We start from the raw sequence: 26,041 nt of genomic DNA on the forward strand, positions 1-26,041 counted from the left end.
TTAGTGTTATTTTTTAATCAATTTAGCGTTAGCTGTTTTATTGGTATCCGTTTTAATGGTAATCAGATAAGCTCCCTGGATTAAAGGCTGGGTATTGATCTTGGTTACCTTGTTTTTGGTTTTCAAACTTTGCAACTGTCTTCCGGACATATCATACAACAAAATATCTGCTTCCTTAAAATCAAAACCTATTTCTACATAAGCATAGTCCGATACAGGATTTGGATAAATCTTAATATCCTGCTTTTCGATCAGCTGATCAATTTGCTTATCTCCCAGCTTTACAATCTTCCAGTTTTCTTTTCCAAGCTCTTCTGCACTGGTTCCTGCCAGAATAATGGAACCATCTCTGTTTAATTTAATATCAGATAACCTTTCCTCTTTTTTTCTGGATTCTCCCTTCACATGCTTTCTCCACTGCTCATTTCCATTCTGGTCTACATAAAGCATCCAAAACGTTTCGTCTTCATTCTCTATTCTTCCTTCTGCCTGGGTGTAACCGCCAAGCAATATCCCTGTGGTAATATCTTGATTCCTGGTTCTTGTATCCTGGCTCTTTGTAATAACACTCATTCCCATCAAAACATCCCTGTTCTTGAAATTATAAGATTTCTGCCAGATTTCTTCCCCTTTTTCATTAAGTGAAATAAGCCAAAGGTCTGTTCCTTCTTCAATTCCCCACGGTTTTATTTCCTGATCTCTCCGATCTCGATTCTCCTCCGATTAAAAAGCCTGTTGATGTTAAAGCGAGTGTTCGCAAATGATCGTCACTTTTTCCTCCAAAGTTCCTTTCCCATTCTACCTTTCCGTCTTTGTTAAGTTTAATGATCCAGTAATCTCCTTCACCGAAGTTTTCTGTTTGTTTTGAGGTTGCAGATGAAAGGTTGTTGGTTGCAGCTTTTCCACTGCGTGAATACACTCCCAATAAAGCTCCACCATCTTTGGTAGGAATCATTTTCTCTACTTCATCGAGCCCTTTTCCACCTAATATAATTTGAGAGGCTATGCCTCCGTTTTTATCCAGTCTTACAATCAAAACATCTTTGGAGCCGTAACCTTTTGCTGAGTTTTGAATATTACCCGCAACAAAAAATCCAAAATCCGTGGTTTGAATTACAGCTCTTGCTTCTTCATCTGCTTGAGTACCGATTGTTTTCTGCCACAATTCATCACCGAATTCATTGAGTCTAATCAGCCAAATATCTGAACCGCCTTTGGATTCTTCTTTTTTGTCTAAAGATTTTCCACTATAAGACGTTCCGGAGAGAAGGAAGCCTCCTTCCTGAGTATTCACCGTTGCAGATAAAAAATCATGGTTTTGTCCTGAAAAATATTTTTCCCAGACTTCTTCTCCCTGCTGGTTTAATTTGACCAAATGATAGTCGTAGCCATTATTCTGCTTACTGCCTGAAGCTTGAAGTTTATTGCTCTGAATAGAGCTTCCTGTAATTAAATACTGCTGATCAATGGTTGTGGTTACCTGGCTTAGAAAATCCTGGGTCGAGGATTTGATGTCTTTCTGCCAAAGGACTTTTGTTTCCTGGGCAGAAATACCCAGAAATGCACCTAAGAACAGTGCCAATGTGTAATTTTTTTTCATACCTGTTTATTAATGCGCGAATTTAATACTATTTTTTAAATCCTAATATGGAGAAAACTCATATTATGAATTGTGATTGTAAGAAGATGCTTATTAGCCCGAATACACTGTTTCATACTATATTATTTTTTTGTTAAAAATGTTTTCTTTATTAAATAATTACACTGACCTGCGGTAGCAAATTTATAGACGTAGGACGACAAACCATGTCGTATTATATTACTGATGCTTTTTTATTGCTGCTGGTTGGAAACAAAAATAAAAAGCTTTAGAATAAATACATTATGGGGTTCCATAAACTATTTATTTTTTTACAAATATTTAAATATAGTAATATAAGGTTACAAAAAATGCAGTATTTTATATTTCACTTCATATAAGTTAAGAATTTGGAAGAAAATACAATCATGAATTAAAGGCAAGAATCCCGGTTGATGTAGGCAACCAGGTGAAAAAGTTTCGCGAGAAAAAGAAGCTTTCGCAAACCGAATTGGCGGTAATGATTGGGAAAGACAGACAATATCTTTATAAAATCAAAAAAGGAAAAGGAAAATCAAATATTTTTACTGTAGCCGTAATTGCTCTAGCATTAGAAGTTTCGCTTAGTGAATTACTAAAGGAAATAAAATTATAAGCATATTTTGTTTATGACGCTAGGTTTAGAAAGCTATCAAGATATTTTATGTTTAGTTGAAAGCTCTTTAAACGTCTTAGCCGTTTGCATTGCCCAATCATCAGCAGTTCTTCCGATATAATTTAAAAATTGAGATTCTGATTTGTGTCCTGTAATAGCCATAAGCTGAGGTGTTGTAAACATCTTATTTCCGTAAAAATTTGTAGCAAACGAACGGCGGCAAACATGAGAAGAAACAAGTTTACATTTCTCCGTTTCGACAATTTCATTCTTTTTAGTGACTTCATTAAAATATTTGCCTTTTACCATATCATGAATTCCGGCCAACTCACAAACCTTTTTAATGTGCCTGTTGAAAAGTGCAGAATTAGAATCCTGGTTATTTGCAAATACAGGCGGGAAATTACCATTATATTTCTTTAAGATTTCCTCAACCTCATCATGTAAAGGAATTACAACCTTTTCTCCTGTTTTTTGCTGCTTAATTTCAATAAACCTGAATGAGTCACCATCAGAATCAGTTTTTGTATAGATCATCCTTTTAGTCATTCTTAATAAATCACTCGCTCTTTGCCCCAAATAACAACCAAGAATTAACCAATCTTTTGCAAGATTCCAGTCTGTATTAAGGGTCACAATTTCTTTTATTTTTCCAATCTCTTCAAGTGATAAAAAAACTTTATGTTCGCTGTTTGTAGTTCCGGTAGAAAACCCGGTAATTTGATGATGTATTTGTTTCCCATTATTTCTGGAATCGAATATAACCGTTTTAAGATTTTTAATGAAGCGAGTGGCCGTAGTTTCCATTAATCCACAATCAACGATGAGGTAGTTTTTAAAATTAATTAAAACTTTTCCACTGAGGTCTTCAATTAGGAAGTTTTTCTTTTTTTTCTTTTGATATTCTGAGAACCGATCTTTTAGATTATTATACTTACCAATCGTACTGTATGTATAAGATGCAATACTTTTTTTGAAGTCAATAAAGCTGCTTAGGTAATTTAAGAAAATACTATCATCCCCTTTTTCATCGATTCGATTATAAAAAGAATTTATTTTTTCATCCAGCCATTCTTTGGTAAACAAAATACCTTTTGCATAATCGGAATTATAAGCGGTTAAAATATATGTCTCAAGATTTTTTAATTGAGTTGTAATTTGTTTGTTTTCTGGGTTGTTTTGCTTAGGAAGTGACTTTTCTTTACTCCAATCACTTATATTAATTACAATTCAATAAAATCATAAACACCATATATACAATCGTTTATCACCTTTTTAAATGATTTAAGATTTTAACAAATAGTTTAATTCGGGTACGCTAGGTACCTCTTAAAACCTTTGATCTTTGGATCAGAGGTTTTTTTTATTGTACACCCTCTTCCAAAACTTTATTATAGAAATAAAAAACCTCCCGGAAATCGAGAGGTTAAGCATAATTGTATTAGATGAAAATAATAATGATAAGTAAATTTAATATCATTTTCGGGCTCGGATTATGACTCCTGTCATAAATTAACACTTTGACACTTTAATCTTAATAATTAGAATCAAAATAGACTTATACTTCATCTTCAAAAATACCCTCTATATCACGTTTAATATAACATTAAATCAACACTCAGTTCATAATAAAAAAGTCCCCGTTTTTCAACGAGGACTAAAAACTAATAACCATGAAAACTCAAATTAAACATGAGTGACTGCAAATGTATGAAATGTATATTATGTGAAGGCTTATAATCACTATTAATTTCATCAATTAACATTATTTATTAAAGTTTAAAATAATTTAAGAACTCAAAAGTTCGGCAGTTTTAACAATAATTATATATACCGAAACTGGTATTTTAACCAAAAAATAAGCTCCCATTTCTGAGAGCTTATTCTATTATTGAATTATCAATTATTATTCTTTGATAAACTTCTTTTGAGCCGTGCCCTGTGCATCATCAATATCAATTACATAGACGCCATTGCTTAATGCATGTACATCAATCTTGTTGTTTAAGATGATTCCTGATGATACAATCTGTCCTGCAGCATTGTAGATTTTATAATTAGCTCTTTTGCTAATGTTTTTCACATTCAATACTGTTCTTACTGGATTCGGATAAATCAAAATCTCAGTCTGATTAAGAGGATTTGGAACGATCGGTTTAGAAATTCTCACGGTATAGTCTTCAACCTCTCCAGTTGGGAAACTTGTACAGTTCACCGGAATTCCGTCTTTCTGCAATGCGACTCTCATGACAACATATTTGTAATCTGTCATACTGATGAATGCATCTGCAGGTACAGAGAATGTTCCGCTTACCGTTTGCTCATTGTTTGAAGATGAAACAAATACTCTTTCATTAATATCAAAATATCCGTTTCTGTTGAAGTCAATCCATACAGCAACTCCGGCATTGGTATTACCTGAAAGCTTTTTCTCGATTGTGATCTTGTTATTTGCAGAACCTTGGATCAATTCGATAAATTTGTCAGGTACCCCTGTGTAGTCGGTATAGTTTGAAGCTTGTGACTGGTTTACCATTTCAGGCTTACCGTTTGGAGTCATTGTCACTTTTGAAATATATTCAGAAGATGAAGTAGTGGATTCCATTTGACAATAAACCACTGTAGGTGTTGTGAAAACGTAAGGCTGAGTATAAGTACCCGGTGTTCCGCTACATACGTTTACTACCTGCATTTCGTATTGAGTCAATTCTATTAATCCTGTTAAGGTAACAGTATTCGTAGAAGCAGGAACATTTGTCCAGCTCGGAATACCCACTTTTCTATATCTTAAGATATAAGTTGCTCCAGGGAAAGGATCCCAAGTTACAACAGCAGTCGTAGGAGTAAGATTCGTGATTGTAAGTCCCGGAGGTGCAATTTCACAAGTTCTTTCCGTTGTAAATACTTTAGGGTTCGACCAGGTGTTTAATGTAGTTTCATTGTCACACATATTGGCAATCTGAACCTCATAAGTAGTATAAACATTTAATCCCGTAAGTGAATAAGTATTTGTTGGTGCTACTGGTAATGCAATATTAGCACTCCACCCCGCATTTCCACTTCCTACGATTCTGTATCTCATAAAATAATGAGAGCTTGCTGCCAATGGAGACCATGTAACCAAAGCAGAAGTAGGAGTAATGTTACTTATTGTTACGTTCGGAGGTGTAGGATCACATCTTGTTAAGAATACGTTGTGTGAGAATACACCAGTTGTACCATTACAAACCGCTGCTATTTCCACTTCGTATTGAGTGGCAGATAAAAGGCCTGTTAATGTCGTTGTATTAGTAGGAGTAGGGTAAGCTGCCGCTGCTACGTTTACAGTCTGCCATGTTGTTGTACCAACAGGTCTGTATCTGATTGTATAATTTGCACCGCCATTATCCTGAGGCCAAGTCAATACAACCGAATTATGAGTAGGTGTACCCAATGTAACAGTAGGAGTTGCCGTGCTGCAAATACGCAATTTAATGTTATCAATTGCTCCAGGAGGTTGTGTACCGCCGCCGCCGTCATTCTTCCATTCGAATACAAGACGCATAGTTTGTCCTGCAAAGCTGGCAATATTCAGGGTCGGGTTAAGGAATGACTGCCAAGTACTCTGTTGATTGTAATTATTACCAATCTGAATTCTTCCTGCTCCTGCAGTAATCTGAGTTCCTGCAACCGGCATGAAAGTAGACGGAACCAGCCAAACTCTTAAATAATCGTAAGAACTTTCACCATCAGCTTTCCAATCGAATGAGAAAGTCGCTGTGGTAGTACCTGTAGGAACAGTAATATCTCTGTATGCATGAACTGTACTTGTAGATGATGTAGAGTAAGCATTAGTTGTTCCGTTTGTATTTGAAATATAAATGGAATTTCCTGTATTTCCTGTTGCATTTCCGTAGAACCATTTATTTACCTGAGTTCCGCTTGTAAACCCAAGATCGTTACCTCCTGTAAAATCCTGAACATAAGGAATGGTAGCAGGAATTTGAGTTGTTGTAAAGCTAGGCCCAGCAATCCAGAAACTTCTGTCTGGTCCAACACATACAGAACGTACCCAGAAGTAATAGGTAGTATTCGGTGTTAAAGTCGACAATGTAACTGAAGTAGTTGCTGAACTTCCCGTAGGAGTTGTCCCTGCCGTAGGCGGAACATTTGTAGTTGATAAATAATATTGATAACCACCTACAGGAGCCGGCGTTGGAGCCGTCCAGCTAATAGTGGCCGTAGTAGTTCCCACAGTGTTCACAACCACGTTGGAAGGAACCTTACATGTAGGAATACTCAAATTAATATTATCAATAGCTACCGGTGGCTGTGTTCCACCACTGCCGTCATTTCTCCATTCAAAAACAAGACGCATGGTTTGCCCTGCAAATGTGCTTAAGTTTAATGCAGTATTAAAATAATTCTGCCAAGCAGTTTGCTGTCCAAAATTACCTCCTACCTGAATTCTTCCACCACCAGCTGCAATTTGAGCTCCAGCCGTTGGCATATAAGAAGACGGCACCAACCAAACTCTTAAATAATCATAACCGCTTTCACCATCAGCTTTCCAGTCGAAAGATAATGTTGCATCAGTAGTTCCCGCAGGTACAGTAATATCTCTGAAAGCTTGTGTTGTACTTGAAGTATTAGTTGTATAGGTATTCGAAACTCCATTGTCATTTGAGATATAAAGAGCATTCGCAGGATTTCCTACAACAGAACCATAGAACCATTTATTAACCTGTGTTCCGTTAACAAGCTGAAGATCATTACCTCCAGAAAAGTTCTGAACATAAGGAATTGTTGCCGGTACCTGAGTTGTTGAAAAACTCGGCCCTGCTGTCCATACACTTTTATCAGTACCGCTACATATAGAACGTACCCACCAATAGTATGTTGTACTGGCTGTTAAAGTAGGAGTTACAGATGTTCCTGCATTGGCAATACCTACTGTAGCTGCTACAGGTGCTGTATTGGTTGTGCTTAGATAATATTCGTATCCGTTTCCTGGTACTGGTGAAGGTGCTGTCCATGATAGTGTAGCAGAAGTAGTTGCTATTGCAGACACTGTAGGAGCAGAAGGCATGATACATGTAGGAATATTTAAGTTAATATTATCTACTGCAGCAGGAGGCTGAGTTCCTGCACTTGTATCATTTCTCCACTGGAATACAAGTCTCATTGTATTTCCGGCATAAGCACTAATATTTAAATTAGGAATGCTGTAAGTTTGCCATGTAGATTGCTGGTTGAAATCCCCTCCTATTTGTACCCTACCCGTTCCGGCAGTAATCTGCGTTCCCGGTGTTGGAGTATAAGTAGCCGGAACCACCCAGACTTTCAAGTAATCATAGCTACTTTCTCCATCTCCTTTCCAGTCAAAAGAAAAATTAGCAATTGTCGATCCTGCCGGAATCGTAAAATCTCTATACGCCTGCACAACGCTGGACGTATTAATTGTATAGGCATTGCTTACTCCATTATCATTTGAAATGTAAAGAGAGCTACCCGTATTTCCTGTCACTGCACCATAAAACCACTTATTCGTCTGAGTTCCGTTGAGAATCGTGAAGTCATTCGCGGTAGTAAAGTCCTGTGAATACGGTAACGTTGCAGGTGCTTGACCATAGGCATCCGGTATGGCGCCTAGGTTTATCAAACACAGAAGAAGTACTAAGAAAGTAGAAATTTTCTTCATAAGTTATCATTTAATATTAATCCGTTGCAAATCTAATTCGTTTTTTAATAATATATAGTATAAATCACAATGTTTTTTACTTATTTATTGTAAAACGTCAAGATACAATTTATTTAAAACAAACGTTTAGTATTTAATTTTATTATATACATTAATCTTTTAACAGAAAAATATCTTATTTCGAAATAAAATGACAAATTGAATTACCGCCAAAGCAACATTTACACGAATATTAAACAACCATTTTAAAAGTGATTTCAACAAAATATATCCAAAAATGAACAAGATTTTATGTTTTTAGTATTAACATAAGGATGTATTGTTATCAATTTAACAAAAAAAGGTCTCCCAAAGGAGACCCAAAACACAAATGATGAAAAAAAATTTTTATATCGGAATCAATTAATTTAATTCTATTGTAAAATTAATCATAATAACACTATTGTATTATGAGCCGAATCATAATCACAAATTTTAGTAAAAAAATTATTGAAAAAGTACACTAAAAAGAATTAATTAAAAATTCTACTTTATTATTATGTTAATTTTTATTTAAAAAAGAAGGCTTTATGTACTTAATTATATTTTCCATTGAAAATCAAATATTACAAAACTAATGATGAATAGGGACATTCAAGCTGTAGGATCTAGTGTTTTATGTATTTAATTCTAAAATATAGGAATTATAATTGAGAAAAGCGATGATTTAGATCATTTTTTTTCTCGATTTAATTGAATAAATTTGTTTTTATTAAGTAAATCATTAACAAGTGAATAAAGTGTCTATTTTAATTGCAAATTATAACAATGGTAAGTATTTTGAAGATTGTTATAAATCCATTATCTCACAGACCTATGAGAATTGGGAGGTGATTATAGTAGATGATTGCTCAACAGATGACTCTGTAGATATTATTAAGGGACTTATAAAAAATGACGAGCGTTTTAAATTATCCCAAAATGAAACAAACAGAGGTTGTGGCTTTACAAAAAGAAAATGCGTTGAGCTTGCTTCAGGCGATTTATGCGGGTTTTTGGATCCTGACGATGCTTTGGTACCCCACTCGCTTGAATGTTCAGTAGGTGAATTTGAGAAAAATAATAAAATTATAGCAACCTATTCACAATTGGTATTTTGTGATGAAAAGCTTAATACGAAAGATATATTTTCCAAAATAAAACAAGTTTACAATAACAAATATTTTTTCAATACTCCAATCCAGATTTCAGCTTTATTCATATTTAAAAGAGAAGCTTACCTTAAAACCAGCGGAATTAATCCAAATCTGAAAAATGCTGTAGATCAGGATTTATATTTAAAATTACTTGAAATTGGGGATGCAAAATTCATCGAAGAGGTTTTGTATAAATACAGACTTCATTCCAACGGAATTTCCCAACAATCTTCCAAGCAAAGTGCAAAAGATTCTTTTGCTAAAGTAATTCACGAATCAATGAAAAGAAGAGGAATTACAAAAATTAATAATATTCCGGTCCCTGAAAATTTTACCAATTCTGATGAAATTTACAATCTGCTAAGCTACCAGACTAAAATACCTTACAGATTAATGAGTAAAATTAAAACAACACTTAATATTTAATTTATTTATAAAGAAAACTCCTCAGGCCGAGGAGTTTTTAAAAAAGTATATGGGGTCTAAAAAAGTGTTCTTATCTCACCGAATCTGCCCTTGAGCCCGAAGCATTATTAGTTGTTCCGGCAGGCTGATTTGGGGTTGCCGTTTGTCCGGCTCTATTTCCCTGGTTCATAGCACTATCACGAACACTCGCAGTAGTATCCATTGGCATAGCACTCGTTCCTGTATCATCCGCAGACATCATCGTATCCGAAGTAGCGGAGTCACTCATTGTATTATCTTGTGTCGTTTCCTGCTTCTTACAGCTTACTGCAAAAAGACTTACTCCTAGCATTAATAGCATTACTTTTTTCATATGAATATTTTTTATGGTGTAAATATTTATATCTCAAAATTATAACGTTAGAAGATTACAAAATATGAGCAGAATCATAAAGGTAAATTTTTTTAATAAAAATAGCCTCCCTTGCAGGAGGCCGTAAAAACACAAATGATGAAAAAAATCTATTCAGAATACACTGAACAGAACTCTTACGTAGCTCAATAGCTATTATATTTTCTTTTTACAATATTTTTTCCAGTGAGTAAAATCATTGTAATATAAAAAACCTGATCTATAACTCCTCTTTTGAAGTATCCGAGAGAGGCCAAAGATAACAAGCATTAATGATATAAACAAAATAGTTGGCAATAAAATAAGTGAAAAGTCAGAATTTTCCATAATATAGTTCTCAGTTTTTTAGGCATTTAAATTTAAGACTTATTTCGATATAAAGTGAATAAAAGTATTATTTTAAATAAAATTTCTTAAAATCATACATTTAAATGAATATAAAACTATAATTTAGGAACAAAACTGAATTTTATTATTCTTCCCAAACAATAGGAATATACACTGTAATGTATCCGTCGGCATCTACCTGAGCATCAGAAACTTCTCCCGTTACTGATCCGTATCCTACCCAGCCACCCTGTCCTTGCATTGCGGTGAAAGTATAAGTTCCGGCAGGAATGCCCTCATAAAATTTCGGAATCGACTGAAATCCTCCTCCAGCATAGGTTTCAAAGGTTTCTCCGGTAGCATTGTTGGTAGCAACAAAACTTCCTACGTCATAACTTCCCGAAAGAATTTTCGTACCGCTTTGCGAAAGAAGGCCATAACGGATATTGTACGTTTTCGTTTTTGAAGCTTCTTTTGAATTCACTGCACTTTTCTGTGTCTCAACATTTCTTAAATCATCATTTGAAGAAAATGAGGTGACGATACTGATTAGCCCAACAAAAAGTAAGGCTTTTGCTGTAATGTTTTTCATAATAATGTAATTTGGTAGATCAAAATTAATCAATAAATATCAATTCAAGAAAAAGATAAAATTAACGAAAGGTTACATCTTTGGTTCAATTAGTAGTATTAAAAAAAACAAATCAATTTTTAAAACACCGTATTTTTTTATTTTAAATAAGTAAAAATTATTTCGCGCACTGAGGCAGTTTATGTATTCTTTTAATATTTTTTTATTTTTTAACATTAGTTAACTAAATTTTGGCTTCATAATTGAAAATACTATACAGTCAAAAGTCTTGTAACTTTTGAAACCTTATTAAAATTTGAATTATGAAAAATATAGTATTGACAGGTCTATTGTCAGTTTTTATGTTGACAGCCTGTAAAAAGGACGATCAGGTAGCTGAAAAATCTCTGGACCAACAGAAAATTGAATTCCAGATGAGGCAACTTGAAATTGAAAAGCAAAAGCTTGCAATCGAGAAAGAGAAAATGGCTTATGAAGCTCAGAAAAAAGCAGACAGTGCAGTAGAAGCTCAAAAAGCTAAAACCGCAGCCGCAAATTCAAAACCACAGGTAATAAGAGAAACACATACCGTATATAGAGACAGACCTAGCCAAAGTTCAAGCAATGGAAATTATGCTGATAACGGAACCAGCGCATCTCAGGGTACAACAACCCAGAAAAAAGGAATGAGTAAAGCAGCAAAAGGTACGATCATCGGTACAGTAGGTGGTGCAGCGGCAGGTGCGATTATTGCTAAGAAAAACAGAGGTCTTGGTGCAGTAATCGGAGGTGTAGTAGGTGGTGCAACAGGTTACACCATTGGTAGAGCCGGCGACCGAAAAGACGGAAGAGTACAGCCAAGTAATTAATTATTTTTCACGATAACACTGAAAGATTGCTTATTTTTAAGCAATCTTTTTTTATGATTTTAATTCTCCTGTCAACCATTTTTCTGATTCCCGTCTTAATGGGGCTGGGTAAGGCTGTAGAAGGCTTTTCCGGATCTTTGTTTGGTGGAATTGCCGGAAAAATAGCTTCAGGGATCTTAGGAATTAGTCTGATTTGGACAATTCTTGCATTTTTTATTCCTTTAAATATATATGTAGAAATCCCAACAGTTTTATTGGGATTGATTTTCTTTTTTAAGAATAAATTATACCGGGAATTTTATCCGTTTTCAAAAAAAGAATTTTCACTAGTTTTAATTATTTCATTAATAATTTTACTTTGCGGCTCCTTCTATCCTTATATACTGGATCACTTTGGATATTATGTTCCTACTATAAAATGGCTTACGGAATTTGGTCTTATTAAGGGTATTTCAAATCTGGATTTCACTTTGGGACAGATGTCGATCTGGCATATTTTCCAGGCTGGATTTTCCAATTTTTCTGATCCGTTTTTAAGGATGAATTCAATATTATTAATTGTTTATACCTTATATGTTGTAGAAAAAAAAAGTTGGATTCATCTATGTTTTATTCCAGTATTACTATTGTTTTCACAATCTCCGAGTCCAGATTTGCCGGTGATTGTTTTTTCATTAATGATCTTAAATGAAATTATAAAAGAAAATAAACAAACTTCTCTTCTATTCATTTTTTCTGTCTTTGTTTTTGCCATAAAACCTACGATGATATGGCTGCCGGTTCTAAGCTTCCTTTACTCTATTTTTATTGTTAAATCAAGTTTTAAATATTTGCTACCTGGGATTTTAATCATATTCTTATTTTTTGTTAAAAATATTTATACTTTCGGTTATCCCGTTTTTCCGGTTTCGATTGGTGATATCGGTATAAACTGGAAACCCAATCCCGAAGTGCTGAAAACATCTTCACAATATGCCATTCAGAAAACGTATGACATGCAGTATTCTTATCAGCAAATCAAAGAGTTTTCCGGTTTTGATTATATTAAAAACTGGCTTTTTTTAGATGGAATTAAATCAAAAATCAATATCTTTTTTGTTTTAAGCTTAGTTATATTTATTGTTTTCAGTTATATTAAAAAAAATAAAATCATCAGCCTCATTTGCATTTCACTTGTTATTAAAAGTATTTTAGTCCTTCTGTTTTCCGCTCAGTACCGATTTTTCATGGATGTGTTTTTTGTAATCTTTTTTGTGATTTTTATTAATTATTTTAATTTTAAAAAGTCAATTGCTTTATTTTCTGTTTTAAGTATAATTTTCATCACATTTTTCACTCTACCGAATATTGTTCAAATTTATTTGCCAAGTTTCAGGCTGGGAAGTTTCATGGGAAAATTTGAATCAAAACAGCTGTATACACCTTCAGCTTATCATTACAATAGCTTTAATTCTTTTAAAATAGGAAATTTACAATTTAATGTTTCAAAAAAATATCCTTATAATTTTGAAACCCAGCTTCCTGCAATCTCAGAAAACTACATCTCTGAGGATGTAAAAGCAGGAATCTTTCCACAGCTCGTCGATGAAAAAAATATCAGAAAAGGATTCATCTGGAAAAAATTAAATCAAAAAGAAAAAAACGAGGCGAAAAACATTATCAATTCTATCAACAATTCGTATAAACAGAAGTAATTCTAGCACCTTCTATCTGAAGAAAAAGCCGTAAATTTGTATCATGTTAAATACTCTAGGTAATCTTCTCAGTCTTACAACATTTGGAGAGAGTCACGGTCTGGCTTACGGTGGAATCATTAATAACTTTCCGGCAGGTTTAACGGTTGATTTCGATAAAATTCAATACGAATTAGACCGCAGAAAACCCGGACAATCCGCAATCGTAACCCAGCGAAAAGAAAGTGATACCGTGAAATTTCTGTCAGGAATTTTTGACGGAAAAACTACAGGCACTCCCATCGGCTTTATCATCGAAAATGAAAATCAGAAGTCAAAAGATTATGATCACATTGCGAATTCTTATCGTCCGAGTCATGCAGATTTTACGTATGATCAGAAATTTGGTTTGAGAGATTATCGCGGCGGAGGAAAATCTTCGGCCAGAGAAACAATAAACTGGGTAGTTGCCGGAGCTTTGGCAAAGCAACTCATTTCAACCATTGAAATCAATGCATACGTTTCTTCCGTAGGCGAAATTTTCTGCGAAAAACCTTATCAGGCATTGGATTTTTCTAAAACGGAAAGCAATGAAGTTCGTTGTCCTGACGCGGAAACTGCTGAAAAAATGATTGAAAGAATCAAGGAAATCAAAAAAGAAGGGAACACGATCGGAGGAACTATTACTTGCGTGATTAAAAATGTTCCTGTCGGAATTGGTGAGCCGGTTTTTTCCAAACTTCAGGCAGAACTGGGAAAAGCAATGCTGAACATCAATGCGGCAAAAGGCTTTGAATATGGAAGTGGATTCTGCGGCGCAAAAATGACCGGAAAAGAGCACAATGACCTTTTCAACGAAGATTTTACCACAAAATCTAATCTCTCAGGAGGAATTCAAGGGGGAATTTCCAATGGAATGGATATCTATTTCAGGGTAGCTTTCAAGCCTGTGGCAACGATTTTGAGACCCCAGGAAAGTGTTGACAAAGATGGAAACCCGGTAGTTGTTGAAGGAAAAGGTCGTCACGATCCTTGTGTGCTTCCAAGAGCGGTTCCGATAGTAGAAAATCTGGCAGCTTTTGTTTTGGCTGATCTATTTCTGATCAATAAAACAAGAAATATAAATAATTTTTAATATAAATATTTTTAGTAATGAAAAATTACTGGGAAAAAAGTATCTCTTTCGAAGAGTATCTTACAATCGGGAAAAAAAGGTTGGAAAGTCCTGCTTCTCAACAGGAAATCGACTATAAAAAATATTACGAACTCGGACTTCAAAGAATCGACAGGACCATAAAAAAATATGTTCCGGATGAAGACCAGCTAAAAGAATTGGAATCTAAAAACTTTGATGGAAAAATTTTAATCATTTCCGAAGTTTGGTGTGGTGATGCAAGCTCGACCGTGCCGGCTTTGGTTAAATTTTTCGAAGGCAAAAATGAAGTGAAAATTTTTCTCAGAGACAGCGATAAAAGTTTAATTAATCAATTTTTGACCAACGGAACAGAGTCTATTCCGAAAGTTATTATCCTGGATAAAGATTTTAATGTAAAAAATTCATGGGGACCACGTTCAAAATACGGAAAAGAATTGTTAATGAAATACAAAGCAGATCCTGAAGCTTATCCAAAGGAAACTTTTTATAATGACCTTCAGATTTACTATGCTAAAAACAGGGGAAAAGATGCTGTTCAGGAAATATTGGAATTGTTGTAATTTTAATTATTAAAAGTAAAAAATGAAAAAAAATATAATTTATCTTGTTTTAATCGTCATCATCGGAGTGATTGCATTTGTGCCGGGAGTAAAAGAAAAACTGCAGGACACGTTCTTCCCGATCGCAACCATTGAAAATGCAGTTCATGTAAGTGAAGAAGATTACAACATTGAGCTTCAAGGGATTAATACACCAAACACCAATCTTAAAAATTTCAGAAATAAAGCCGTTTTCCTGAATTTCTGGGGAACTTGGTGTCCTCCATGCAGAAAAGAATGGCCTTCTATCCAAAAATTATATGATACGAGAAAAAACCAGGTAGATTTTGTTCTGATCGCGATGAATGATCAGGAAGATGCGGTAAGAAAATTTTTAAAAGAAAATAATTATAACGTTCCCGTTTATATTGCTCAAAGCCCGATTTCGGAGAAAATTCTTCCTAAAGTTTTCCCTACTACTTACCTTCTCGACAAAAATGGAAGAATCATCATTAAAGAAGATGCGTCAAGAGACTGGAACACAGAATCTGTACACCAGTTCATCGATAATATTATCAAATAAGTTTTAACTAAATTTATAATTTGTTGGTACAGAATTTGCGAATTTTAAAGAGTTAAAAAATTATTTAAAACTAAACACAGAAAATGAAGTATTCGAAATTAAACCTAGCAAAAGAAGCAATCAATCACAAGGGCTTTGTGAAAAAGATTCCCGATATTTTCAGAATGGTAAAAATGTGGAGAAAAGGAAATTATCCTATGAAATCCATTGATATTATCCTGCCGCTGTTGGGACTTTTATATGTCATCTCCCCGATTGACCTTTTGCCCGAAGTTGCCGTTCCCGTGATTGGTGTTTTGGATGATCTTGCCGTTTTATCGCTGGCGATCCCAAAACTCATCAAAGAAGTAGACAAGTTTCTGCTTTGGGAGGCTGAGCAAAAATACAATTCGGGCAACACGAAAGTAATAGACGCCGAAATAATAAAATAATTTAAAACCATCTTTAACGATGGTTTTTTTGTGATGTGAATAGCTAATGCTTCTAAGTCAGTTTAAAATCATTTTGAATATTGAATATTTCATTTTTAAAAAATTAACAATTGACTTACGAAGTAAAATTGACAATTGACCTAAAAAAATTGCCTTTTAACATCATTTCCTTAAATTTGCAACATCTAATAAAAAATAATGGAAAGTAAAAAAGAATTCTTTTTGGAGTGCTACAAGCTGGGTATCATTAAATTCGGAAGATTTACATTAAAAAGTGGTATTGAAAGTCCGTTTTATGTAGATTTGAGACCTTTGGCTTCAGATCCTAAAATTTTGAAAAATTTGGCTAATTATTTATTGGAAATGCTTCCATTGGATAATTTTGACCTGATCTGCGGAGTTCCTTATGCTGCGCTTCCAATGGCAACAGCGATGTCTTTGGAAAGCTATATTCCATTAATCATTAAAAGAAAAGAAGCTAAAAACTACGGTACAAAAAAATTAATCGAAGGAATTTACCAAAAAGGGCAAAACTGTCTTTTGGTAGAAGATGTGATTACTTCCGGAAAATCCTTAATAGAAACCATTGCTGAAGTTGAGCAGGAAGATCTTAAAGTTGCTGATATCGTTGTTGTTCTAGACAGGGAGCAAGGTGGAAAACAGCTTTTGGAAAGCAAAGGATACAGAGTTCATACACTTTTCAATATTTCGGAGGTTTGCGAAATTCTTCAGGAAAATGGAGAGTTGACAGACGATGAAGTGAAAAGAATCCAGGATTTTTTACTTGGAAATCATATTCAGTTTGAAGAGGAAAACAGACTTTCTTATCAGGAAAAATTTGAAAACGCTCAGCATTCCGTTTCTAAAAAATTATTAGAAACCGCTTTGGCAAAAGAATCTAATTTAATTGCATCTGCTGATGTTACAACAACTCAGGAGCTGTTGGATTTAGCCGAAAAAGTAGGACCGCATGTAATTGCTCTGAAAACTCATATTGATATTATTTCTGATTTCGAATACGAAAAAACAATAGTTCCTTTAAAAGCTCTGGCTGCAAAACACAACTTTCTATTAATGGAAGACAGAAAATTTGCGGATATCGGAAATACTCAGGAACTTCAGTTTACGAGTGGAGTTTTCAAAATTACAGATTGGGCAGATTTCGTTACTTCACAGGTGATCGGCGGTTTTGAATCTTTAGACTGCTTTAAAAATGTGGGTGTTGTGGCCATCATCGGAATGTCTTCCAAAGGAACGTTGACTACAAACGCATACAGGGAAGAAGCATTAAAAATAGCTTCATCGCACCCAAATGTAATCGGGGGAGTTTCTCAAAATCCGCTTCCGGCTGAAATGTTATTGTTCACACCGGGAGTAAACCTGGCAGATTCGGGTGATGGAAAAGGACAGCAGTACAATACTCCGGACCATGTTTTCAAAATGCTTCACACTGATTTTATCATTGTAGGAAGAGGAATTTATAAAGCAGAAAACCCTGAACAGGCTGCAGCAACTTATAAGAATGCAGGCTGGAATGCTTATCTAAATTCTCTTGAAAAAAAAGTAACCCAAAGTTAAAATTAAAATCAAACAAAGTGTTGACAAAATAAGTTATATTTGGCACTTTATCACCATTAATTGAAAAAGCTTAGTATTTATTTTATTTTGTTTCTGGGTGTTGTAGAGGTTTCTGCACAGAAGGACAGTATTTACATTGAAGCCAGATTGTCTTCAGATAAAAAGATGCTGGACGTGAGTCAGGAACTCGTTTATTATAACAATTCTGAAAAGGATTTAAACACAATAAAGCTTTTAAACTGGGTTTCAGCTTACAATAAGAGAGGAACCTCATTGGTTTACAGAAAATTGGAAGACAGAAATACAGATCTCCATTTTGCAAAAAAAGATGAGCTTGGGAAATTATTAAGTTTACACATCAAAAATTCTGATCAGGAAATCCCTGTCAGTGATATTTCTGATGAAAACTTTTTTCTTCCTCTACAAAATCCTTTGAAACCGGGAGAAAAAGTAAAACTACAGCTGCAATATCAGATTCAGCTTCCTGATAAAAAATTTACGGGATACGGAGTTTCTGATAAAAATATAGCATTAAAATATTTCTTTATTGTTCCGGATCGCTTTGATCCGGACAATATTTTGAAAAGAAATTACCACGATATCGAGGAATCAGTTAGCTTTAATACATACTGGACGGTAAATTTTGACCTCCCTGTTAATTATTTTATTGAAAGTAATCTGCAGCAGGCCCAGATGAATACCTTTAAAGGTTATCTCGATTCTGATCCTGAATTTTTAATTTCACAAAACGAATACCCATCCATTAATATCGATACTGACGGCATAAAAACGGAAGTAAAATTTGGGTATAACTTAAAGCCGGAAGAAAAACAAAATCTCGAGTTTTATCTTCCTCTACATCTTAAATTCATTAAAGAAAGAATTGGCTCTGTTCCGGAAAGGATATTTATTTCTGATAAATTCAGGCAAAAAGAGGATTTTTTCGGAAATAATGATATCACTTTCTGGAAATTCAGATTTCAGTTATTCACTGATACCGAAAAAACCGACCTTGATTATTTCGGGATTATTGCCAAAAAGATTTTAGACGAAAGCATTATTACTGATAAACAGGATTACCATTGGTTTAAAAGTGGACTTAAATCTTATCTTGAAATTCAATATTTAAAGAAATTTTACGCAGACACAAAATTATTAGGAACTTTACCTGAAACAAAAGTTTTCGGGATAAAACCACTGAAATTATTTCATGCTTCAAAAATAAATCTGATAGATCGTTACGGTTTGGCGTATCAATACATCATGTCTCAAAACCTGGATCAGAAAATCAATGAAAAATATACCGTTTTGAGCAACTTTAATGATATGGCTATCAGCAGTTTTGAAACGGGAAGCTTATTCAACTATTCGGCGGATAAAATGGGGTATGAAAACTTTGACAGTCTTGTACAAAATTTTATCATAGAAAACACTGACAAACAAGTCAATCCAAATGATTTTCTAAAAAAGCTTGCAGAAAAAGATAAAAGAACAGCATATTTAACGGATTTTTTACAGCATAAAAACAGAGTAAATTTTAAGCTTAAAAGATTTAAAAAAGAAAATGATTCTTTAAATATTAAAATTAATAAAAATACTTTCGCCAATATTCCCGTAAAGCTTCAGACCGAAACAACGCAGGGCGATAAAAAAGAATACTGGGTAGAAAGCGAAGAAAATGTAAAAACCAAAACATTTTCAATTCCCGCTTCAGATATTTACAAAATCACACTGAACGATGATTACATCTTCCCGGAATCAAATTACAGGGATAATTTCCTTTATGCAAAAGGGTTTTTCTCAAATACTAAAAAAATAAAATTAAAACTGATAAAAGATATCCCGAATCCTGAATTTAATGAGATTTATATCAGTCCGAGAGTGCGGTTTAATAATACGTATGACAAATTCCTGATTGGATTCAATTTTAAAAATCAATCTTTTTTTGATCAGAAGTTTTTATATTCCCTAACTCCTACTTACAGTACCGGAACAGGAAAACTTACAGGTTCAGGATCGGTTGCCTACTCTTTTTTGCCAGCTGAAAGTATCATCCGAAGCCTGACTTTCGGAGTTTCCGGATCTTATTTTCATTATGATTATGATCTGGCTTATCGAAAAGCTTCATTGTATTCAAATATTAATTTCAGGAAAAATCCAAGAAGTACAGTGAGTCGCGGGATAGGTATTTCCTACAATTATTTTGAAAGAGATCTGAGCCCGGAAAGGATTGCAAATAATGATTATGATAAATATAATCTGTGGAGCCTAAGTTATGGATATGTCGATAATCAAAGTATTCACGAAAAAAGTTTAGGGGTAAGCACACAATCAATGGAAGATTTCAACAAAATAAATGCGGAAGGCTTTTATCGTTGGGAATTTGCTCCAAGACAAAAATTGAGTGTAAGATTATTTGCCGGATATTTCCTGAGGAATGATACCCGAAATAATACTTTTAATTATGGTATTTCAAGGGTTTCCGATTATTCTTTTTCCTATAATCTTTTGGGACAAAGTGCAACGGGCGGGATTTTGTCACAGCAATATGTTCTGGCAGACGGTGGATTCAAATCCTTTATTCCTGGGAGCGTAAATAAATGGATTACTTCTGTGAATGTGGATACAAGTGTTTGGAAAATTTTCCATGTGTATGCTGATGCGGGAGTTTACCAAAATAAAAATCAACCGACAAAATTCATCTGGGATAGCGGTGTAAAAGTGAGAGTAATTCCTGATTTCCTCGAAATTTATTTCCCGATACAGTCTTCTTTAGGCTTTGAACCAGGATTTAAAGACTATGCAAAAAGGATCAGATATACTTTAATTCTTAATTTAAGTTCAGTTATTAATGCTGCCCGACGAGGTTGGTACTAAAAAAAACAGCTGTACAAGAGATTGCACAACTGTCTGACTTAAACTTATATGTAAAAATTGGCTTGCTTTAATCCTTTAAAATTTTCTGAGAAACAGGCTCATTATCAATTGTTCCGGTAACGATATAATTTCCTTTCGGAAGCTCTGTTACGTCTAAACTATAGGCAGATTTCGTTGGTGATACTTTCACAACACGCCCATACATATCGTAAACTTTCACATCCTTAATTTCACCCCCGAAAACAATTTCATTTTCTTTTACGAAAGAATTTTCGATAAAACGGAATTTTGAATAATTAAAATCTACGTCAGAAATAGCCAGTGTTCCCCCTGTGGAATTGATTGGTGTTGCAGCTCCAACCGTGAAATCCACTGTATTATTATTGGTATCTCCGGAAACTCTTTTAATAGCCGTAGTTGTAGTAGGAGAAGGCGCCGGACCTGGGCCCTCATACTGATTAGCTGTTCCGTACCCTACAAAATCAACAACATTTGTATTTGTAGGTCCCGTAACCTGCACTGCATTGTTGGCAATAACAATTTTGCCCGATGTAACGGCGATACCTATTCCTACAGAAGGATTTGGAGAGCCATCAAAATTAATAACGGTAGTTGCAATGAAATCCGGAGTTGGCAGATCTACAGTCCCTCCTCCACCTGTGGCTTCCTGAATCAGATAAGTTTGTCCGGGATTTAAAGTAATATTGGGCAGTGTATGATACTGCGTAAAAGTAGCTGCTGCCGGAGCATACTGTAAAGTTGCACCTGTAAGCGAGGCCGTAGTCGAACCAATATTTTTCAAAACTACGTAATCATTCTTCAGTGTTGATCCTGAGTTTCCTCCTCCTCCATAAATTTCACTGATGACAATCTGAGCATTTGTAAATGCAAGCATCGAAAAAAATCCGATAAGAGTAAAAGTTTTTTTCATGATAAAAATATTTTGTGTGATGATTTTCAATAGAATACAAAAATAGTACCACACTTGGTGAATTAATTTCTACTCAAAACCTGAATGAGATAATTATATTTAATTCAAAGCAATTTCAACAAAATATTATTCATGAAAAATATTAATTCAATAAAAATTTAAAACAAAAAAAACAGCAACTCCAGGGAATTGCTGCTCTTATCTTTAAAAATATTTTCAGATTAGTCTTTCAAGATTTTTTGAGAAACCGGCTGATTATTCACTGTACCTGTAACGATGTAATTACCTTTTTGTAATTCAGAAACGTTTAATGATTCGTTTTCTTTTACAGAAGCTGTTTTTACAACTTGTCCGTACATGTTATAAACTTTCACATCTTTAGCTTGAGCCCCAAAAGTGATTTCATTTGTTTTAACAAAAGTGTTTTTTACAAAATTTGATTTTGTTGTCGACAAGTCTGTAACCGCTAAAGTTCCAGAATTTGGAGTTAATGAAAAATCATCAACAGCATACATACCATCACTTCCAGTTTCGTTAGTGTCCGCCCATTTAATATAAAGTGTACCTCCGTTAGGAATGCTCAAACCAGCAATTGTAAGAGATTTAGCAGATCTGTTGGCAGGAAGATTTCCATCAACGGCTGAGTTTGTGTTATCAGAAGTTAAAATTTCCACTAAGTCTAAATTTGTAAATGCTGTCCATGTTCCATTATCTAAACCAGTAGCATTAGTACTGTATGAAAAAGCAACTGTTTCAACAATTGAGTTACTACCTGTTCTCCATTGTTCTTCGTTGAATAAAATATTTACACTTGTAATAGTAGCACCAGTATTATTTATAAATTGAGCCCCAAAAGCTGGTACTGTTGCGCCAGATGCAATTGTTCCAAGAGCTCTGTCACCTGAACCACCAGTTCCTACGTTGAAAACTGCCCCTGTATTTGAAGTTCCGTCATTTACAACCGGAGATAAAGCCTGTCCAACAGTACCTGATCCAGATGCACGTATAGCACTCCATCCAGAAGGCAATACAGTAGTTGTTCCCATTGCATCAAAATTTTGTGTATATGCTACACCTGGAGCTGTAAGACTAACCTGCGAAAACGCAAATGTTGATATTAAAATTACAGCTAACGAATAAAGTTTTTTCATGATTTAAAAATTTAATTATTAATAATTTACAGCACAAAATTACTTCAAAATTTCAAAATAAGACAATAATTGGATTAATTTTTTGTTAATAGTGTTAAAACCTTTCTTATTAACAATTTTTAGTTATTTTTACCAATTATTTAAAAAGGCTTGCGGAATTATTTTCTGGTATTCGTGTTATTTTTTATGGGCGTATTCTCGGGTAACGCTCAGATTTTCACGTGGAAAAACCCCAATCTTCCCCAAGACAGTATAAGACAGGACAGCATAAAACATGACAGTATCCTTGCTGCAAAATTTGAGCAGGATATTTTCGCAAAAGACACCCTTGATTTCGTTAAAACAAGCAACAGAATTATTGTAGACGAAGCCGTTCTTGCCAAAAATGACAAGAAGAGATTCCTGGGAGAATTAAACTCTAAAGGTTCCATTATCCGGGGAATTACTTTTGGAAATAATCAGGGGCAATCCGTACAAAGCTCGATGGATTTACAGATTTCCGGTAGGCTTTCTAAGGATGTTACAATTTTAGCAAGTATTTCGGATCACAATTTACCGATTCAGGCAGATGGATATACTCAGACTCTGGAAGAATTTGACAAGATCTATATGCAGCTTAATATTAAGGATAAATCAATTCTGAGAGCTGGGCATTTGGATTTGGTTGAGGCTAAAAATTATTTTGCTAAATATCAGAGACGAAGCATGGGACTTCAGTTTCAGACAGAATTTGGTAAAGAAAATAAAACATTTGTTGATGTATCAATGGGTGTGGCACGAAGTGAATTCCATAGGGTTCGTTTCCAGGGAGTTGAAGGCAACCAGGGACCATATCGTCTGACCGGTAAAAATGGTGAACAATTTATTACTCTTATTTCCGGTTCAGAGCAGGTTTTTATTGATGGTATTTTAATGAAACGTGGTGAAAATCAAGACTATATCATTAATTACAACACAGGTGAAGTTACTTTTACCAGTTTCCGTCCGATTTTCCAGCAGAATTTTATTACAATTTCATATAATTATACAAACAGGAATTATTCTAGATATTTATTTACTGGAAAAGTTGAGCACAAAAGGGAAAAATTAAGATTAGGCTTAAACTGGTTCATGGAAAATGATAACAAAAATGCGCCTCTTTCTTTAAATCTTTCCTCTGAAGATGAACAAATCCTGGCCAATGCAGGAAACAATCCGGATCTGATGTATGCCCCTTCCGGAGTGGTAGCGGAATATGATGTTAATAAAATCCTTTATCGTCTGGTACAAAACCCGAATGGAAATTATTACGAATTTTCAACAGATCCGAACCAGACACTTTATACGGTTTCCTATTCTTATTTCGGGGTAAATCTCGGAGATTATAAAATCACGCAGACAACAAATAACGGACGTGTTTTTGAATATGTAGGCCCGAATATGGGAGATTACAGAGCCGTAAGAAAGCTTCCTTCACCAGAAAAATCACAGGTTTATTCCCTTAATTCCGAATATTTATTAAAAGATGGAAAAATAGGGGCAGATGTTTCTTTGAGCAATTATGATGTGAATTTATTTTCTTCAAGAGACTCCAATCAGAATATCGGATATGCGTGGAGAATTTTCGGGAACAAAACATTCACCAAAAACAACTGGAAAGGAACCCCGAATTTTGAATATCAATATATCGATAAGCAGTTTCATATCCTGGACCGAATCAATGATGTGGAGTTTTCCAGAGACTTTAACTTAGCACAGGAATTCAGCGGAAGAACTCAAAACAGGTTTATTTTCAGCTTCCTTAATAAATGGAATAACAAATCAACTTTAAATTACAGAGTTAATTATCTTGATGAGCAGGATACTTATAAAGGCTTTAAAAATGACCTTGATTTTGGATGGATCAAAGGAAAATTTTTCACAAAAGGAACGCTTTCGTATTTAAATACAAATGCTATTCTTCAGGATACAAAATTCATCAGAGGTGGTGTTTCAACCGAATTTACCGGCAAAAAGGGAAGCTGGGCAATCGGTGGAAGTATGGAACACAATGAAAAGAAATACAATGATACGCAACTGATGGATGTCACAAGCTTTAGCTGGAAAGAGGTTTTCGTTCAGAAGAAAATCGGTGACAGTACAAGGACGAAATTGTTGGCAAAAGTTTATATGCGGGACAATGACTCCGTTCGTGACAACAGGCTTCAGAACATGAATAATATCTTAGGTATCATGGCGGAAAGCCAGCTTATTAAAACTGAAAAGACGACACTAAACGCACTACTCCATTATAGAAAATTCTTTTATCAGAATCAGGATCTTGATGCATCCAGAAATAATGATTTCGTGGTCGGAAATATTCTTTACAATCAGCAGCTTTTCAGGAATGGAATGCGTTTGCAGGCTTTTTATGAACTAGGAAACGGCCAGGAAGCGCAAAGGGAATTCCAATATATTAAAGTGACGGATGGACAGGGTATTTACAAATGGACAGATTATAACGGTGACGGAATTCAGCAGCTCGACGAATTTGAGATTGCAGAATATTCGGATCTGGCGCAATATATCAGGATTTATACCAATTCTGTACGCTATATTCCTTCCAATAAGAATAAAATTCAGCTGGCTTTATTTGTAAATCCTTCTATTGTATTTAATTCTGAAAATAAGTTTTTAAAACGTTGGAATTTCAACATTTCTTTAAATTCACAAAACTCTTTTTACAAAAAGGACAAAGTTTTAGTATTAAATCCTTTTGAAAAAAGTGATGACCAAATTCTCAAAAACCAGAATATTTTGGCATCGGTACAGTTCAGCCCGACGGAAAAATCCGGCTGGAACGGAAACTATCGTTTTATTTCTAATGATAATCTTATTAATGCCAATTTCAGCAATGAAGAAAGAGAGCAGCTTTCACATTTCTTAAATATTGGATATTGGTTTAATAAAGAATTCCGGGTGGATTGGGAAAATTCCGTGCATGATCTTAAAAACTCTTCACAATTATTTGCTACAAGAGACTATCGCCTGAATAATTTTGAAACAAAACCAAAAGCTACGTATAAGTTCACCGATGCTATTCAAGCCGAGCTTTCTTCTGCTTACCGTCAAAAACAAAGAGTGGATGGTGAAGAACTCTTAAAGGCATTTGATATTACAGGAACGATTCAGTGGGAACGTAAGAAAACGTCTATCAGAGGTAATTTCTCTTTTATAAATAATGATTTTACGGGGAATAACTTCAGCATTGTCGGAAACCAGATGCTGGATGGTTTGAAGCCGGGTAAAAACCAGGTTTGGAGCATTTTTATTCAGCAGGCTATCAATTCTTTCTTACAATTAAATTTAAATTATGAAGGAAGAAATTCCGGTGAGAGAACGATTCACATCGGAAGTATGCAGGTAAAAGCGAGCTTTTAATCAATAAAAAAAGCCCGACTACAAAATCGGACTCTTTAATTATTTGGAGG

19 protein-coding genes are annotated in these 26,041 nt (G+C 34.5%); 11 read left to right on the forward strand and 8 right to left on the reverse strand.

The annotated features are described in order from the left end of the window. Positions 1–6: 6 nt before the first annotated feature. Complete coding sequence (locus ATE47_RS19385) at positions 7–573, reverse strand: T9SS type A sorting domain-containing protein (protein WP_228376275.1); 567 nt, start codon at positions 571–573, stop codon at positions 7–9. A gap of 97 nt (positions 574–670) precedes the next feature. Further along, positions 671–1,600, reverse strand: coding sequence for a hypothetical protein (locus tag ATE47_RS19390; protein ID WP_228376276.1), 930 nt, complete (start codon positions 1,598–1,600; stop codon positions 671–673). 448 nt (positions 1,601–2,048) lie between these two features. Here ATE47_RS19390 and ATE47_RS18920 point away from each other — a divergent pair, with 448 nt between their 5' ends. Then, a complete protein-coding gene (locus ATE47_RS18920) occupies positions 2,049–2,234 on the forward strand; it encodes a helix-turn-helix domain-containing protein (RefSeq protein WP_185097094.1) in 186 nt (61 codons plus the stop codon). A gap of 36 nt (positions 2,235–2,270) precedes the next feature. Here ATE47_RS18920 and ATE47_RS12485 read toward each other — a convergent pair whose 3' ends face one another. Both ATE47_RS12485 and ATE47_RS12490 read right to left on the reverse strand, forming a co-directional pair. Next, positions 2,271–3,320, reverse strand: coding sequence for a tyrosine-type recombinase/integrase (locus tag ATE47_RS12485; protein WP_062162282.1), 1,050 nt, complete (start codon positions 3,318–3,320; stop codon positions 2,271–2,273). Positions 3,321–4,140: 820 nt separating this feature from the next. Next, positions 4,141–7,914, reverse strand: a complete 3,774-nt coding sequence (locus ATE47_RS12490) for a fibronectin type III domain-containing protein (protein WP_062162283.1) — start codon at positions 7,912–7,914, stop codon at positions 4,141–4,143. 779 nt (positions 7,915–8,693) lie between these two features. Here ATE47_RS12490 and ATE47_RS12495 point away from each other — a divergent pair. Next, a complete protein-coding gene (locus ATE47_RS12495; RefSeq protein ID WP_228376277.1) occupies positions 8,694–9,515 on the forward strand; it encodes a glycosyltransferase family 2 protein in 822 nt (273 codons plus the stop codon). 70 nt (positions 9,516–9,585) lie between these two features. On the opposite strand, the gene ATE47_RS12500 is transcribed toward ATE47_RS12495, so the two are convergent. After that, a complete protein-coding gene (locus ATE47_RS12500; RefSeq protein ID WP_062162285.1) occupies positions 9,586–9,867 on the reverse strand; it encodes a hypothetical protein in 282 nt (93 codons plus the stop codon). Between the two features lie 511 nt (positions 9,868–10,378). Further along, positions 10,379–10,825, reverse strand: a complete 447-nt coding sequence (locus tag ATE47_RS12505; RefSeq protein ID WP_062162286.1) for a hypothetical protein — start codon at positions 10,823–10,825, stop codon at positions 10,379–10,381. 302 nt (positions 10,826–11,127) lie between these two features. Between ATE47_RS12505 and ATE47_RS12510 the strand changes: the two genes are divergently transcribed. The 8 genes from ATE47_RS12510 to ATE47_RS12545 all read left to right on the forward strand — a co-directional run bounded on the left by ATE47_RS12510 (position 11,128) and on the right by ATE47_RS12545 (position 20,510). Further along, on the forward strand, positions 11,128–11,673 hold the full coding sequence (locus tag ATE47_RS12510) for a YMGG-like glycine zipper-containing protein (RefSeq protein WP_062162287.1): 546 nt from the start codon (positions 11,128–11,130) through the stop codon (positions 11,671–11,673). A gap of 53 nt (positions 11,674–11,726) precedes the next feature. Continuing rightward, positions 11,727–13,367, forward strand: coding sequence for an LIC_10190 family membrane protein (locus ATE47_RS12515; protein WP_062162288.1), 1,641 nt, complete (start codon positions 11,727–11,729; stop codon positions 13,365–13,367). A 43-nt stretch (positions 13,368–13,410) separates the two neighbouring features. Next, on the forward strand, positions 13,411–14,481 hold the full coding sequence (gene aroC, locus ATE47_RS12520; RefSeq protein ID WP_062162289.1) for a chorismate synthase: 1,071 nt from the start codon (positions 13,411–13,413) through the stop codon (positions 14,479–14,481). Between the two features lie 17 nt (positions 14,482–14,498). Then, the gene (locus ATE47_RS12525; protein ID WP_062162290.1) at positions 14,499–15,062 is read left to right on the forward strand and encodes a thioredoxin family protein; all 564 of its coding nucleotides are present in this window, start codon (positions 14,499–14,501) and stop codon (positions 15,060–15,062) included. A 22-nt stretch (positions 15,063–15,084) separates the two neighbouring features. Further along, positions 15,085–15,624, forward strand: coding sequence for a TlpA family protein disulfide reductase (locus tag ATE47_RS12530; protein WP_062162291.1), 540 nt, complete (start codon positions 15,085–15,087; stop codon positions 15,622–15,624). An 83-nt stretch (positions 15,625–15,707) separates the two neighbouring features. After that, on the forward strand, positions 15,708–16,055 hold the full coding sequence (locus ATE47_RS12535; RefSeq protein WP_062162292.1) for a YkvA family protein: 348 nt from the start codon (positions 15,708–15,710) through the stop codon (positions 16,053–16,055). Positions 16,056–16,253: 198 nt separating this feature from the next. Continuing rightward, positions 16,254–17,633 (forward strand): orotidine-5'-phosphate decarboxylase, encoded by a 1,380-nt coding sequence (gene pyrF, locus ATE47_RS12540; RefSeq protein ID WP_062162293.1) that lies wholly within the window; start codon positions 16,254–16,256, stop codon positions 17,631–17,633. A gap of 60 nt (positions 17,634–17,693) precedes the next feature. Beyond that, positions 17,694–20,510, forward strand: coding sequence for an aminopeptidase (locus ATE47_RS12545; protein ID WP_228376278.1), 2,817 nt, complete (start codon positions 17,694–17,696; stop codon positions 20,508–20,510). Positions 20,511–20,577: 67 nt separating this feature from the next. Here ATE47_RS12545 and ATE47_RS12550 read toward each other — a convergent pair whose 3' ends face one another. Together ATE47_RS12550 and ATE47_RS12555 are read right to left on the reverse strand one after the other, a co-directional pair. Continuing rightward, positions 20,578–21,441, reverse strand: coding sequence for a lamin tail domain-containing protein (locus tag ATE47_RS12550; protein ID WP_062163548.1), 864 nt, complete (start codon positions 21,439–21,441; stop codon positions 20,578–20,580). A gap of 221 nt (positions 21,442–21,662) precedes the next feature. After that, positions 21,663–22,592 carry a T9SS type A sorting domain-containing protein gene (locus ATE47_RS12555; RefSeq protein ID WP_062162294.1) on the reverse strand — a complete coding sequence of 310 codons (930 nt, stop codon included), beginning with the start codon at positions 22,590–22,592 and terminating at the stop codon, positions 21,663–21,665. A 186-nt stretch (positions 22,593–22,778) separates the two neighbouring features. On the opposite strand from ATE47_RS12555, the gene ATE47_RS12560 reads away from it, so the two are divergent. After that, positions 22,779–25,991, forward strand: coding sequence for a hypothetical protein (locus tag ATE47_RS12560; RefSeq protein WP_062162295.1), 3,213 nt, complete (start codon positions 22,779–22,781; stop codon positions 25,989–25,991). Positions 25,992–26,041 lie beyond the last annotated feature (50 nt).

Source organism: Chryseobacterium sp. IHB B 17019 (assembly GCF_001456155.1).
Taxonomy (GTDB): domain Bacteria; phylum Bacteroidota; class Bacteroidia; order Flavobacteriales; family Weeksellaceae; genus Chryseobacterium.

What these genes read in the sequence shown, in the direction of transcription:
- ATE47_RS19385 (WP_228376275.1), bottom strand. Translation starts at nt 573, where the DNA reads ATGAGTGTTATTACAAAGAGCCAGGATACAAGAACCAGGAATCAAGAT.
- ATE47_RS19390 (WP_228376276.1), bottom strand. Translation starts at nt 1,600, where the DNA reads ATGAAAAAAAATTACACATTGGCACTGTTCTTAGGTGCATTTCTGGGT.
- ATE47_RS12490 (WP_062162283.1), bottom strand. Translation starts at nt 7,914, where the DNA reads ATGAAGAAAATTTCTACTTTCTTAGTACTTCTTCTGTGTTTGATAAAC.
- ATE47_RS12500 (WP_062162285.1), bottom strand. Translation starts at nt 9,867, where the DNA reads ATGAAAAAAGTAATGCTATTAATGCTAGGAGTAAGTCTTTTTGCAGTA.
- ATE47_RS12505 (WP_062162286.1), bottom strand. Translation starts at nt 10,825, where the DNA reads ATGAAAAACATTACAGCAAAAGCCTTACTTTTTGTTGGGCTAATCAGT.
- ATE47_RS12510 (WP_062162287.1), top strand. Translation starts at nt 11,128, where the DNA reads ATGAAAAATATAGTATTGACAGGTCTATTGTCAGTTTTTATGTTGACA.
- ATE47_RS12515 (WP_062162288.1), top strand. Translation starts at nt 11,727, where the DNA reads ATGATTTTAATTCTCCTGTCAACCATTTTTCTGATTCCCGTCTTAATG.
- aroC (WP_062162289.1), top strand. Translation starts at nt 13,411, where the DNA reads ATGTTAAATACTCTAGGTAATCTTCTCAGTCTTACAACATTTGGAGAG.
- ATE47_RS12525 (WP_062162290.1), top strand. Translation starts at nt 14,499, where the DNA reads ATGAAAAATTACTGGGAAAAAAGTATCTCTTTCGAAGAGTATCTTACA.
- ATE47_RS12530 (WP_062162291.1), top strand. Translation starts at nt 15,085, where the DNA reads ATGAAAAAAAATATAATTTATCTTGTTTTAATCGTCATCATCGGAGTG.
- ATE47_RS12535 (WP_062162292.1), top strand. Translation starts at nt 15,708, where the DNA reads ATGAAGTATTCGAAATTAAACCTAGCAAAAGAAGCAATCAATCACAAG.
- pyrF (WP_062162293.1), top strand. Translation starts at nt 16,254, where the DNA reads ATGGAAAGTAAAAAAGAATTCTTTTTGGAGTGCTACAAGCTGGGTATC.
- ATE47_RS12550 (WP_062163548.1), bottom strand. Translation starts at nt 21,441, where the DNA reads ATGAAAAAAACTTTTACTCTTATCGGATTTTTTTCGATGCTTGCATTT.
- ATE47_RS12555 (WP_062162294.1), bottom strand. Translation starts at nt 22,592, where the DNA reads ATGAAAAAACTTTATTCGTTAGCTGTAATTTTAATATCAACATTTGCG.
- ATE47_RS12560 (WP_062162295.1), top strand. Translation starts at nt 22,779, where the DNA reads ATGGGCGTATTCTCGGGTAACGCTCAGATTTTCACGTGGAAAAACCCC.